General features: G+C 67.1%; 11 protein-coding genes. 9 read left to right on the forward strand and 2 right to left on the reverse strand.

Features of this window, described 5'->3' with window-relative positions:
* Nucleotides 1-624: a TorD/DmsD family molecular chaperone gene (locus tag AC1Q9M_RS07005; protein WP_382327281.1), complete on the forward strand. Its 624-nt coding sequence runs from the start codon at nt 1-3 to the stop codon at nt 622-624.
* A gap of 219 nt (nt 625-843) precedes the next feature.
* On the opposite strand, the gene AC1Q9M_RS07010 is transcribed toward AC1Q9M_RS07005, so the two are convergent.
* Nucleotides 844-2,952 carry a sensor histidine kinase gene (locus tag AC1Q9M_RS07010; protein WP_444688403.1) on the reverse strand — a complete coding sequence of 703 codons (2,109 nt, stop codon included), beginning with the start codon at nt 2,950-2,952 and terminating at the stop codon, nt 844-846.
* Nucleotides 2,953-2,968: 16 nt separating this feature from the next.
* A complete protein-coding gene (locus tag AC1Q9M_RS07015; RefSeq protein WP_382323425.1) occupies nt 2,969-4,351 on the reverse strand; it encodes a sigma-54-dependent transcriptional regulator in 1,383 nt (460 codons plus the stop codon).
* Between the two features lie 422 nt (nt 4,352-4,773).
* On the opposite strand from AC1Q9M_RS07015, the gene AC1Q9M_RS07020 reads away from it, so the two are divergent.
* The 8 genes from AC1Q9M_RS07020 (at nt 4,774) to upp (ending at nt 12,162) form a co-directional block, all read left to right on the forward strand.
* Nucleotides 4,774-5,007: a formate dehydrogenase gene (locus AC1Q9M_RS07020; protein WP_382323426.1), complete on the forward strand. Its 234-nt coding sequence runs from the start codon at nt 4,774-4,776 to the stop codon at nt 5,005-5,007.
* Between the two features lie 19 nt (nt 5,008-5,026).
* Nucleotides 5,027-8,005: a formate dehydrogenase subunit alpha gene (locus tag AC1Q9M_RS07025; RefSeq protein ID WP_492433041.1), complete on the forward strand. Its 2,979-nt coding sequence runs from the start codon at nt 5,027-5,029 to the stop codon at nt 8,003-8,005.
* A 15-nt stretch (nt 8,006-8,020) separates the two neighbouring features.
* Nucleotides 8,021-8,623, forward strand: coding sequence for a formate dehydrogenase FDH3 subunit beta (gene fdh3B, locus AC1Q9M_RS07030; RefSeq protein ID WP_291115509.1), 603 nt, complete (start codon nt 8,021-8,023; stop codon nt 8,621-8,623).
* A complete protein-coding gene (locus AC1Q9M_RS07035; protein WP_291115507.1) occupies nt 8,620-8,874 on the forward strand; it encodes a hypothetical protein in 255 nt (84 codons plus the stop codon). The genes fdh3B and AC1Q9M_RS07035 overlap by 4 nt, the downstream gene beginning before the upstream one ends.
* Before the next feature lie 10 nt (nt 8,875-8,884).
* Nucleotides 8,885-10,120 carry a formate dehydrogenase subunit gamma gene (locus tag AC1Q9M_RS07040; protein ID WP_492433044.1) on the forward strand — a complete coding sequence of 412 codons (1,236 nt, stop codon included), beginning with the start codon at nt 8,885-8,887 and terminating at the stop codon, nt 10,118-10,120.
* Nucleotides 10,121-10,146: 26 nt separating this feature from the next.
* Nucleotides 10,147-10,533: a hypothetical protein gene (locus tag AC1Q9M_RS07045; protein WP_382323427.1), complete on the forward strand. Its 387-nt coding sequence runs from the start codon at nt 10,147-10,149 to the stop codon at nt 10,531-10,533.
* A gap of 70 nt (nt 10,534-10,603) precedes the next feature.
* A complete protein-coding gene (locus AC1Q9M_RS07050) occupies nt 10,604-11,467 on the forward strand; it encodes a formate dehydrogenase accessory sulfurtransferase FdhD (RefSeq protein ID WP_382323428.1) in 864 nt (287 codons plus the stop codon).
* Nucleotides 11,468-11,529: 62 nt separating this feature from the next.
* Nucleotides 11,530-12,162, forward strand: a complete 633-nt coding sequence (gene upp, locus AC1Q9M_RS07055; protein ID WP_382323429.1) for a uracil phosphoribosyltransferase — start codon at nt 11,530-11,532, stop codon at nt 12,160-12,162.
* Nucleotides 12,163-12,177: the final 15 nt, after the last annotated feature.

Raw genomic sequence — 12,177 nt, forward strand, 5'->3', positions numbered from 1 at the left:
ATGAACAACGCCATTCCCGTCTCGTCGTCTTCCGCGCTGGACGAAGAAACCGCCCGTGCCGAGGTGTACGGCCTGCTGGCGGCGCTGTATTACGCGCCGCCGCCGGCGGAGCTGATGGCGCAGCTGCGCGTGGCGGTGACCGAGGCGCCGGCGGCCGGCGGTTTTCTGGAGGAGCCGTGGCGCGAGGTGGTGGCGGCTGCGCGTGCGCTGAGCGATGAGGCGGTGGCGGCGGAGTACGACGCGCTGTTCGGTGGTGTGGGCAAGCCGGATGTGTTCGTGTTCGGTTCGCACTACCTCAGCGGTTTCCTGAACGAGAAACCGTTGGCGGCCTTGCGCAACGATCTGGCGGCGCTGGGTCTGGCGCGCGACGAGACGATGCCGGAGACGGAGGACCACATCGCTTACCTCTGTGAAGTGATGCGTTATCTGATCGCGGGTGACGAGGTGGAGGTGGCCAACCTCACGCAACAGCAGAAGTTCTTCACCACGCATCTGCAGCCGTGGGTACTGCAGATGTGCGATGCGATTGCCGGGCATCCCAAGGCCTCGTTCTATGCGGCTCTGGCTGGGTTCACCCGGGCTTTTGTGAATGTCGAGGCGCAGGGCTTCGATATGTTGGCCTGAGTTTCTCCTAGGCGTTTCGCTCTGCCGGGTTGGCAGGGTCGGGTGGTCCGGTCATGCTGGCGCCGGCCGCTCGCGGGCGACTGCCCGGGTCCGCATACACCACTTCGTCAACACCGGGTGGGCGCGCAAGCTTTTGTGGCAACCGCGAATGGGGCCGGAGCATTCGGATCCCGCCACCGGCCTCACGCGAGGTCGACGAGCGAAACCCCAAAAAGAAACTCAAAGCCCCCCAGGCCGACCATCCCGGGTAGGCGCAGCCTCAGGCGCATGAGGCTCCGTCAACAAAGCCACGCAAAAAGAAGCACCGGAACCAGCAGAGAGGTTCTCGGCCGTGATGTGCCCCCCATAGCGCTCCACCAAGCCCTGACTGATCCACAACCCCAGCCCATTCCCATCGTTCTTCGTCGTGAAAAACGGCCGGAACAAACGCTCCAGCACCTCGGCGGAAAGACCCGGGCCACTGTCCTGCACCCACAAGCGCACACCCCCACGCCCCAACTCATCCACCCAATCCCGCGTCACCAACCGCAACACCCCACCCTGCGGCATTGCCTGAATCGCGTTGATCAACAAATTGATCACCACCTGCTGCAACTCCTGCCGATTGCAACCCGCGCGCCGCGACGCCTGCAGATCCCGCTCCACGCGAATGTGCGTCTGCGCCAACAGATGCCCCACCAGCACCAGACAGTCTTCCATCGTCCGGTTGATGTCCAGCGTCTCCACATACCCCGCATACTCCGTCGGCCGCGCGTACTGCAACAACTGCGTCACGATGATGCGCATGCGCTCCACCTGCTCGTCCAGCAACTTCAGCTCCGACACCACCGGCCGGCTTGCCGCCCCCAGCGTCTCGCGCATCAGATCCAGATTGCCCTGCATCACCGCGATCGGGTTGTTGATCTCGTGCGCGATGCTCGCCGTCAGCTGACCGATCGCCGCCAGCTTCTCGCTCTTCACCAACTGCTGCTGCGCCAGTTGCAACGACGCGTTGCTCGCCTCCAGCTCCGCCGTGCGCTCCGCCACCTTGTGGTCCAGCTCCTCGCCCCAGCGCTGCAAGGCCGCCGTCTTGTCGTCGATCACGTCCAGCAACTCGTCCAGATGGCCCGCCAACGCGCCCAGCTCGTCGCGCGCCGAAATCTCGCCCACGCGCGCGCCCGACTGGCCTTCCTCCACCAGCTGCATCGTGCGGTTCATGCGCTGCACCGGCTGGAAAATGCTGCGCGCCCAGCGCAGCGAGAACCAGGCCGAGAGCGCCATCACGCCCAGGAAGATCAGGCCCATCACCCCCAGCATCGCGTAGCGCACCAGCCGGAACGGCGCCTCCAGGTACCCCACGTACAACATGCCGATGCGCTGGTCGTGCGCGTCCAGCAAGGGCTCGTAGGCCGAGACGTACCAGTCGTTCACCACGAAGGCGCGGTCCAGCCAGGTCTGGCCCCGGCCCAGCACCGCGTCGCGCACCGTCTGCGACACGCGTGTGCCGATCGCGCGCTGGTCCTGGAACAGGCGCACGTTGGTGGTGATGCGCACATCGTCCATGAACAGCGTGGCCGTGCCCTGGCTGCCGAACGGCAAGGAGCCTTCGGGGTACACGATGCGGTTGATGTGGTCGATGAAATCCAGGTTCTGGTTCAGCAGCAGGCCGCCCGCGAGCAGCGCGATCGTCTGGCCCGCCGCGTCGCGCACCGGGTGGGTGGCCAGCATCACCATGGCGCGGTGCTCGGCCTCGCGCGTGTCGGGCGCGGCGTTGCGCGTGGCCACCAGCGAAATGCGCAGGCGCGGCGAGAGGTGCGGCGCCAGGGCCTCCAGTTCTTCCGGCTCCAGCACCAGCAATCGCGCGCGCGCGGCCGAGCGGCCGTTGTCGCTCACCGAACCCCCGAGCGCGGGGGGCATGAGCGGGATCGGCGCGCTCGCATCCGCGTTGCTCAGCCCGGCGGGCACCGCGCGCGCCAGCGGCTGGCCTTGTGGCGTGTAGAGCAGCAGGAAGTCCAGCCCGAGCCGTTCGCGGGCCAACGCCAGTTGCTCGCTCACGTCGCGCCGGTCCGTGGGGTTCGCGGGCCGCAGCGCGGTGTAGAGCGCCTGTGAGCCGGCCACGCCCTGTGTGCCCGAGCCGACCTCGCTGAGCACCTGCTCGAAGTAACCGTGCGCCACCGCCAGGTCGCTGCGCACCTTGGTGATCAGCAGCCGGTCGTAGGCCACGTTGCCCCACAGGGCCAGCGCCAGCACCAGCATCGGGAACGCCAGCAACAGCGGCAGCAGCGCCATCGCCAGCAGCTTGTTGCGGACCGAGCCGGCCAGCCAGCGGGGGGCGCGCCAGAAGCTCATGCGCAGGGTGTCGGTGTCATGTCGCGCCCCATTCGGCCACGCGGCGTTCCAGTGTGCGGCGCGAGACGCCGAGCAATTGCGCCGCGCGCGTCTTGTCGCCCTGCACCGAATCGAGCACCGAGAGAATGTGCATCTTCTCCAGCGTGTGCAGATCGGTGGGCGCGGCGCTGCTGGCCTCGGGGCGGCGGGTCTGGCCCGGGTACAGCGCCGACACGTTGAGGCTGCCCAGGATCAGCGAGCGCTCGATCAGATTGCGCAGCTCGCGCACGTTGCCGGGCCAGTCGTACTGGCGCAGGAAGTCCATCTCGGGTTCGCTGATGACCAGGGGCTCCACGCCGAGCGAGGGCGCGAGCTGGGCGATGAAGTGCGCCACGAGTTCGGCGATGTCGTCCTTGTGCTCGCGCAGCGGCGGCAGCGTGAGGTCCACCACCTGCAGGCGGAAGTAGAGGTCCTTGCGGAAGCGGCCGGCCGCCACCTCCTCGCTGAGCTGGCGGTTGGTGGCGGCGACGATGCGCAGGTTCAGCGGCACCAGCTGTTCGCTGCCCACCGGGCGGATGTTGAGGTCTTCGATCGCGCGCAGCAGCGTGGCCTGGATGGACAGCGGCAGCTCGGCGATCTCGTCGAGGAACAGCGTGCCGCCCTGCGCGTAGTGGAACAGGCCGTCGCGCGCGCGCGTGGCGCCGCTGAACGCGCCCTTGGCGTGGCCGAACAGCTCGCTCTCGATCAGCTCGGGCGAGACCGCCGCGCAGTTGACCGGCACGAAGGGGCCGCCCGCGCGGCTGCTGAGCGCGTGCAGCTCGCGCGCCACCAGCTCCTTGCCGGTGCCCGACTCGCCCTGCAGCAGCACGGTGCTGTTGACCGGGGCCACGCGCGCGATCGACTCGCGCAGATGCTGCATGGCCGGCGAGGCACCGACCAGCGCCGCGCGCCCGGGCGCGCTGGTGACCACCGCGCGGCGCAGCACGAAGTTCTCGCGCCGCAGGCGCGAGCGCTCGTAGCAGTGCTTCACCGCGTTGAGGATCTGCGGCACGCGAAACGGTTTGAGGATGAAGTCCGACGCGCCCGCGCGCAGCGCTTCGATGGCGGTGTCCAGGTCGGCGAAGGCGGTGATCAGGATCACCTCGCCGGTGAAGCCCTGTTCGCGCAACTCCTTGAGCCAGACCACGCCGCTCTTGCCGGGCAGCGAGATGTCGAGGATCACCAGGTCCACGTGGTGGCCGCGCAGCCACTGCGCGCCGTCCTCGGCGCTGGAGGCGCTCATCACGAAGTGGCAGCGCGGTGCCAGCGTCTTGACGAGGAAGTTGAGCATGCCCTGTTCGTCGTCGACGATCAGGATCGACCAGTCGGGCCAACCCTCCAGGGTTCTTTCGGGCGAGGGGGGAAGAAAGGGGGTGTCCACCCCGAAGGATTCTACGGAGTAAGCCTACGAAATCACTGGGGTATTGGCGCATTTCCGACCCCGCGCGCGGGAGGGCGGTCGCGACAATTTGTCGCATCGACGATGGACAGTTTGACGGTCCACGCCAGCGCGTAATGGATTCGTTCCATGGGTTATCCCTAGGCCGTGAAGCGCATCGCCCCGCAACCCCCCGGGGTCCGTGCGAGGGGTGGTCCACGCCGGCACCATGGCACGGTTCTGGCTATGAATTCGGAAGCGCGGCAGCATGCTGCGCTGCGACATGCGGCGATGAGAACCGATCGCATTTCACGCGGAGGGCGCCCTTATGGATGGCTTGCATAGGGGGTGGGGGCCGGTTAGATTCGACGTATGCAAAAGGCCCGCATGTTGTGATGCGGGACCGAACCCCACAGGAGACATGCATGAACAAGTCCCCACGATCCACGCCCGAAGAAGGCCGTCCGAACCTCAAGCGCCGCACTCTGTTTGCGGGCGCGTCCACCGTGGGCGCGCTGGCCGCCGCGGCCACCCTGTTGCCCCGCGTCGCGCCTGAAGACGCGGCCGCCGTGGCCGAGCCCAAGCCGGCGCCCACCAAGGGCGGTGGTTACTCGCTGAGCGATCACGTCAAGCAGTACTACCAGACCACCCGCATCTGAGCGAACAGGAGCGCCTCCCATGTTGCTGACCAAAAAATCCCCGTCGGGTGCGCACGCTTCGCGCGCATCCTCTTCCACGTCCTCCGGCTTCGTGCACCGCCTGCAGCGTGGCCTGTCGACGGCCCTGCCCACCATGGACCGCCGCGCCTTCCTGCGCCGCTCGGGCCTGGGTGTGGGCGTCGGCCTGGCCGCGAGCCAGCTCACGCTGGTGAAGAAGGCCGAGGCCGCGTCGGGCGGCAAGTCCATCGACGGCACCGGCAAGATCGAGGTCAAGCGCACCGTCTGCACGCACTGCTCGGTGGGCTGCGCGGCCGATGCCATCGTGGAGAACGGCGTCTGGGTGCGCCAGGAACCGGTGTTCGACTCCCCCATCAACCTCGGTGCGCACTGCGCCAAGGGCGCATCGCTGCGCGAGCACGGCCACGGCGAGTACCGCCTGCGTTACCCGATGAAGCTGGTGAACGGCAAGTACCAGCGCATCAGCTGGGACACCGCGCTCAACGAGATCACCGCGAAGATGAAGGAACTGCGCGAGGCCAGCGGCCCCGACTCGGTGTACTTCATCGGCTCCTCCAAGCACAGCAACGAACAGGCGTACCTCATGCGCAAGTTTGTGAGCTTCTGGGGCACCAACAACTGCGACCACCAGGCGCGCATCTGCCACTCCACCACGGTGGCCGGCGTGGCGAACACCTGGGGTTATGGCGCCATGACCAACTCGTACAACGACATGCAGAACAGCAAGTGCGCGTTGTACATCGGCTCCAACGCCGCCGAGGCGCACCCGGTCTCCATGCTGCACATGCTGCACGCCAAGGAAACCGGCTGCAAGATGATCGTGGTGGATCCGCGCTTCACCCGCACCGCGGCCAAGGCCGACGAGTACGTGCGCATCCGCTCCGGCACCGACATCCCCTTCCTCTTCGGCGTGCTGTACCACGTCTTCAAGAACGGCTGGGAAGACAAGCAGTACATCAACGACCGCGTCTACGGCATGGAAGCCGTCAAGGCCGACGTGATGGCGAAGTGGACGCCGGCGGCCGTGGAAGAGGCCTGCGGCGTCAAGGAAGAGCAGATGTTCAAGGTGGCCAAGATGCTGGCCGAAGCCAAGCCGGCCACCATCGTCTGGTGCATGGGCCAGACGCAGCACACCATCGGCAACGCCATGGTGCGCGCCTCGTGCATCCTGCAGCTGGCGCTGGGCAACGTGGGCAAGAGCGGTGGCGGCACCAACATCTTCCGCGGCCACGACAACGTGCAGGGCGCGACCGACGTCGGCCCCAACCCCGACTCGCTGCCCGGCTACTACGGCCTGGCCGCCGGCTCGTGGCGCCACTTCGCCAACGCCTGGGGCGTGGACTACGAGTGGATCAAGAAACAGTACGCCGACGGCACGATGGAGAAGCCCGGCATCACGGTCTCGCGCTGGATCGACGGCGTGCTCGAGAACAACGAGCTGATCGACCAGGGCCCGAACCTGCGCGGCGTGTTCTATTGGGGCCATGCGCCCAACTCGCAGACCCGCGGTCTGGAGATGAAGCGCGCGATGGACAAGCTGGACCTGCTGGTGGTGGTGGACCCGTACCCCTCGGCCACCGCCTCGATGGCTGCCATGCCCGGCAAGGCCGAGGACCTCAACCCCAACCGTGCGGTGTACCTGCTGCCGGCGGCCACGCAGTTCGAGACCAGCGGTTCCTGCACCGCGTCCAACCGCTCGCTGCAGTGGCGCGAGAAGGTCATCGACCCGCTGTGGGAGAGCCGCAGCGACCACATGATCATGCACCAGTTCGCTGAAAAACTCGGCTTCGCCACCGAGCTCAGCAAGAACTACAAGATGCAGAAGATCAAAGGCCTGGACGAGCCCATGCCCGAAGACATCCTGCGCGAGATCAACAAGTCGGTCTGGACCATCGGCTACACCGGCCAGAGCCCGGAGCGCCTCAAGGCCCACATGCGCAACATGAACGCCTTCGACGTGAAGACGCTCAAAGCCAAGGGCAAGGTGGTGGACAAGGAAACCGGCTACGACATGACCGGCGACTACTTCGGCCTGCCCTGGCCCTGCTACGGCACGCCGCAGATCAAGCACCCCGGCTCGCCCAACCTGTACGACACCTCCAAGCACGTGATGGAAGGCGGCGGCAACTTCCGCGCCAACTTCGGCGTGGAGCGCGAGGGCAAGTCCCTGCTGGCCGAAGACGGTTCCTACTCGGTCGGTTCGGAGATCACCACCGGCTATCCCGAGTTCGACCACGTGCTGCTCAAGAAGCTGGGCTGGTGGGCCGACCTCAGCGAAGCCGAGCAGAAGGCCGCCGAAGGCAAGAACTGGAAGACCGACCCGACCGGCGCCATCATCCGCGTGGCCATGGCCCACGGCTGCCACCCGTTCGGCAACGCCAAGGCGCGCGCCGTGGTGTGGAACTTCCCCGACGCCGTGCCGCAGCACCGCGAACCGATCTACGGCACGCGCCCGGACCTGATCGCCAAGTACCCGACCCACGACGACCGCAAGACCGTCTGGCGCCTGCCCATCCTCTACAAGTCGCTCCAGCAGAAAAACGTGGACGACAAGATGCACGAGAAATTCCCGCTCATCATGACCTCGGGCCGCCTGGTCGAGTACGAGGGCGGTGGCGAGGAAACGCGGTCCAACCCCTGGCTGGCCGAACTGCAGCAGGAGATGTTCGTCGAGATCAACCCGAAGGCGGCGGCCGAGCGTGGTGTGCGCAACGGCGAGCGCGTGTGGGTCAACACCCCGACCGGCGCGCGCCTGAACGTGCAGGCGCTGGTGACCGAGCGCGTGGGACCCGACACGGTGTGGCTGCCGTTCCACTTCTCGGGCCGCTGGCAGGGCGTGGACATGAAGCCCTACTACCCCGACGGCGCCTTCCCCGTGGTGCGCGGCGAGGCCGTCAACACCGGCACGACCTACGGTTACGACATCGTCACGATGATGCAGGAAACCAAGACCACGATCTGCAACGTCGAAAAAGCATAAGACCAGGAGCACCACATGGCACGAATGAAATTCATCTGTGACGCCGAACGCTGCATCGAATGCAACGGCTGCGTCACCGCCTGCAAGAACGAGCACGAGGTGCCCTGGGGCGTGAACCGCCGCCGCGTGGTCACGCTCAACGACGGCATTCCGGGCGAGAAGTCGATCTCGGTGGCCTGCATGCACTGCAGCGACGCGCCCTGCATGGCGGTCTGCCCGGTCAACTGCTTCTACCGCACCGACGAGGGCGTGGTGCTGCACGACAAGGACGTCTGCATCGGCTGCGGCTACTGCTCCTACGCCTGCCCGTTCGGCGCGCCGCAGTTCCCTTCGCAGGGCACCTTCGGCGTGCGCGGCAAGATGGACAAGTGCACCTTCTGCGCCGGCGGCCCCGAGGCCCACGGCAGCCAGAGCGAGTTCGAGAAGTACGGCCGCAACCGCCTGGCCGAAGGCAAGCTGCCGGCCTGCGCCGAGATGTGCTCGACCAAGGCCCTGCTCGCCGGTGACGGCGACGTGGTGGCCGACATCTTCCGCAACCGCGTGCTGCAACGCGGCAAGGGCGCCGAAGTCTGGGGCTGGGGCACCGCCTACGGCACCGCACAAGGGACCAAGTCATGATGCGCCGCTTCGCACTCACCACCACCGTGGCCGCCGCCTTGCTCGCGCTCACCGCCTGCGGCGAGAAACCGCAGGAAATGAACGCGGCCGGCGTCAAGCAGGACAGCGCGCCGTACCAGGGCGTGGGCAGCAGCCAGTACGCCAACACCAACTGGAAGGCGGGCGACAAGACCAGCTGGGAACAGCAGCTCAAGACGCGCGCGCAGTACGGCCAGAACGACTACACCCGCATGGGCGGCAACAAACCCTGAGGCCCCCACCATGTACAGCCTCCTGACTCAAGGCCTGCGCCACCTGGCGTCGCCCAAGGTGTGGTGCATGGCGCTGCTGACGCTGAGCGCGGCCTGGGCCAATGCCCAGACGCTCAAGGTGGAGCCACCGCAGGAAGACCCGGCGCCCGCCGGCGCGGCCGCACCGGCCAGTGGCCAGATGGGTGGCATCAAGGGCGCCAACATCTTCGAGATCGCACCCGACGCGAACAAGGACCCGAAGTACCCGGAGCAGACCAACGCCGAACGCGGCAAGGTGCAGCCCGGCAACAACGCGCCGATGTGGCGCGACGTGGGCAAGGGCGTGACCGGCTATTCCAGCCTGCCGTATCCCGAGGCCGGCAACCTGATCCAGCCGTTCGTGAACTACCCCGGCGCGCGCCTGACCAACGCGGGCGAAGCCTGGCGGCAGGTGCGCAACCAGTGGATCATTCCCTACGGCGGCTCGGTGCTGCTCATCGTCGCGGTCGCCATCGCGCTGTTCTATTTCGCCAAGGGCGCGATCCCCGTGCACGGTCAGCCCACCGGCCGCGTGATCGAGCGCTTCACCTACTTCGAGCGCGCCGCGCACTGGGTCAACGCCATCGCCTTCGTGGCGCTGGCGGTCTCCGGCATCATCATGGCCTTCGGCAAGTTCTTCCTGCTGCCCATCATCGGCAGCACGCTGTTCGGCTGGCTGACCTACGCGCTGAAGAACCTGCACAACTTCGCCGGGCCGCTGTTCGCGGTGTCGCTGGTGGTTGTGATCCTCACCTTCATCAAGGACAACCTGCCGGCCAAGGAAGACATCACCTGGCTGCTCAAGGGCGGTGGCCTGTTCAGCGGCCAGGAAGTGCCTTCGCACCGCTTCAACGCGGGCGAGAAGGTGGTGTTCTGGGCCGGCGTGTTCTTCTTCGGCCTGATCGTGGTGGGCTCGGGCCTGTTCCTGGACAAATTGCTGCCCTCGGTGGACTACACGCGCGGCAACATGCAGATCGCGCACATGATCCACGCCAGTGCCGCGGTGCTGATGATGGCGCTGTTCATGGGCCACATCTACCTGGGCACGATCGGCATGAAGGGCGCCTACAAGGCCATGAAGACCGGCTACGTGGACGAGACCTGGGCCAAAGAACACCACGAACTCTGGTACGACGACATCAAGGCCGGCAAGATCCCCGCGCAACGCACGGCGGGCCCGGTGGACGCGGCCAGCGCGGCCGAGGCCTCGCGCGCCGTCAAGGCTTGAACACAACGAGACAACGAGGACCACCCATGAAACGCAGCCTCCTGTGCCTGACCCTGCTGCTGGCCGCCACGGCCCACGCCAAGCTGCCCGCGCCCCCGCCGCCGACGGAAGAGGCCAAGGCCAAGGCCGCCGAAGCGGCGGCCAAGACGGCCTGGGCCGCCAAGGTCGATGGCTACAAGCTGTGCGCCTACATGGACAAGGCCGCCGCCAATTACTTCAAGACCGCCGCGGCCACCGGCAAGAGCGTGCCACCGGCGACGGCCAATGCCCCGGCCTGCACCGACCCGGGCCCCTTCGCCTACACCGCCCCCAAACCGATCGAGGCTGCGGGTGCCCACTCACCGGCGGAAACCGCCAAGGGCCCACCGAGCACGAACACCCCCGCCGCGGTGACCACGCCGGCCAAGAAATAAACCGCTTTCCCTGTCTTGCCATGGGCCGCACCCTCGGGTGGCGGCCCTTTTCATGCGGTAGTCTTCGCCCATGCCCCTGTTGCCCCAACTGACCCAGGCGCGCGCGCCGCTGACCCGTGAAGTCGAGGTCATGAACGAGCACGGCGCGCGCGAGACCATCTCCATCCCCGCCGAGCGCGACCTCACGGTCTACGTGGACAAGCGCGAGCTGGTCACGCTCATGACGCTGGGCGCGCAGCCCGAGTGGCTGGTGCTGGGCTACCTGCTCAACCAGCGGCTCATCGCTTCGGTGGAGGAGGTCGAATCCATCACCGTGGACTGGGACGTGAACGCCGCGTCGGTCAAGACCCGGCACGGCATCGACCGCATCGAGGAGCGCACCTCCAAACGCGTGGTCACCACCGGCTGCGGCCAGGGCAGCGTGTTCGGCAACCTCATGGACGAGATCGACAGCATCCGCCTGCCCGACGAGGCCGGGCTGACGCAGTCGCAGCTCTACGCCATCGTCAACGCGATCCGGCTCAAGGAGAGCACCTACAAGTCGGCCGGCTCGGTGCACGCCTGCGCGCTGTTTCATGGGCAGGAGCTGCAGCTGTTCGTGGAAGACGTGGGCCGCCACAACGCGGTGGACACGATCGCGGGCTGGATGGCTCTGCAATCGGACGCGCCTACGGGCGAGAAGATTTTCTATACCACTGGCCGCCTCACCAGCGAGATGGTGATCAAGTCGGCCCAGATGGGCGTGGCGGTGGTGGTCTCGCGCAGCGGCATCACGCAGATGGGGCTGGACGTGGCCTTGCGCGTGGGCCTGTGCGCCATCGGCCGCGCCACCAACCAGCGCTTCCTGTGTTACGCCAACCCCCAGCGCCTGGTGCTGGACGCGGTGCCGCCGGCCGCGCCCGTGGCCCGTGAGCGCGCCGCCCCCGCGTCCTGAAGCGGCGGCGCCCGCGCGTTCGGGCATAAACTCGGATCACCCCCCTCCGAGAGACCCCTCCCATGAGCCGAGACGTCCACGTCATTGACCACCCCCTGGTGCAGCACAAGCTCACCCTCATGCGCCGCAAGGACACCAGCACCAAGAGCTTCCGCGAACTCGTGCACGAGCTCAGCGCCCTGCTGGCCTACGAGATCACGCGCGACATGCCGATGCAGGAGATCGAGATCGAGACCCCGCTGGAGAAGATGACCTCGCGCGTCATCGACGGCAAGAAGGTGGTTCTGGCCTCCATCCTGCGCGCGGGCAACGGTTTCCTGGACGGCATGCTGCAGGTGATCCCGGGCGCGCGCGTCGGCCACATCGGCCTGTACCGCGACCCCGCCACCCTCAAGGCGGTGGAGTACTACTTCAAGATGCCGCACGACATGCACGAACGCGACGTGATCGTGCTCGACCCCATGCTCGCCACCGGCAACTCCGCCGTGAGCGCGGTGGACCGGCTCAAGAAGACGAACCCGCGCTCGATCCGCTTCGTCTGTCTGGTGACCTGCCCCGAAGGCCTCAAGACCTTCCACGACGCCCACCCCGACGTGCCGGTCTACACCCCCGCCGTGGACCGCGGGCTGAACGAACACGGTTACATCGTCCCGGGTCTGGGCGACGCGGGCGACCGAATCTTTGGGACGAAGTGAACCAGTCGGGCCGCG

This window comes from Hydrogenophaga sp. GW823-FHT04C09 (assembly GCF_058796355.1).

Bases quoted from the DNA above. Each gene is read 5' to 3' on its own strand.
- AC1Q9M_RS07005 (WP_382327281.1), top strand. From the start codon at position 1: ATGAACAACGCCATTCCCGTCTCGTCGTCTTCCGCGCTGGACGAAGAA.
- AC1Q9M_RS07010 (WP_444688403.1), bottom strand. From the start codon at position 2,952: ATGAGCTTCTGGCGCGCCCCCCGCTGGCTGGCCGGCTCGGTCCGCAAC.
- AC1Q9M_RS07020 (WP_382323426.1), top strand. From the start codon at position 4,774: ATGAACAAGTCCCCACGATCCACGCCCGAAGAAGGCCGTCCGAACCTC.
- AC1Q9M_RS07025 (WP_492433041.1), top strand. From the start codon at position 5,027: ATGTTGCTGACCAAAAAATCCCCGTCGGGTGCGCACGCTTCGCGCGCA.
- fdh3B (WP_291115509.1), top strand. From the start codon at position 8,021: ATGGCACGAATGAAATTCATCTGTGACGCCGAACGCTGCATCGAATGC.
- AC1Q9M_RS07035 (WP_291115507.1), top strand. From the start codon at position 8,620: ATGATGCGCCGCTTCGCACTCACCACCACCGTGGCCGCCGCCTTGCTC.
- AC1Q9M_RS07040 (WP_492433044.1), top strand. From the start codon at position 8,885: ATGTACAGCCTCCTGACTCAAGGCCTGCGCCACCTGGCGTCGCCCAAG.
- AC1Q9M_RS07045 (WP_382323427.1), top strand. From the start codon at position 10,147: ATGAAACGCAGCCTCCTGTGCCTGACCCTGCTGCTGGCCGCCACGGCC.
- AC1Q9M_RS07050 (WP_382323428.1), top strand. From the start codon at position 10,604: ATGCCCCTGTTGCCCCAACTGACCCAGGCGCGCGCGCCGCTGACCCGT.
- upp (WP_382323429.1), top strand. From the start codon at position 11,530: ATGAGCCGAGACGTCCACGTCATTGACCACCCCCTGGTGCAGCACAAG.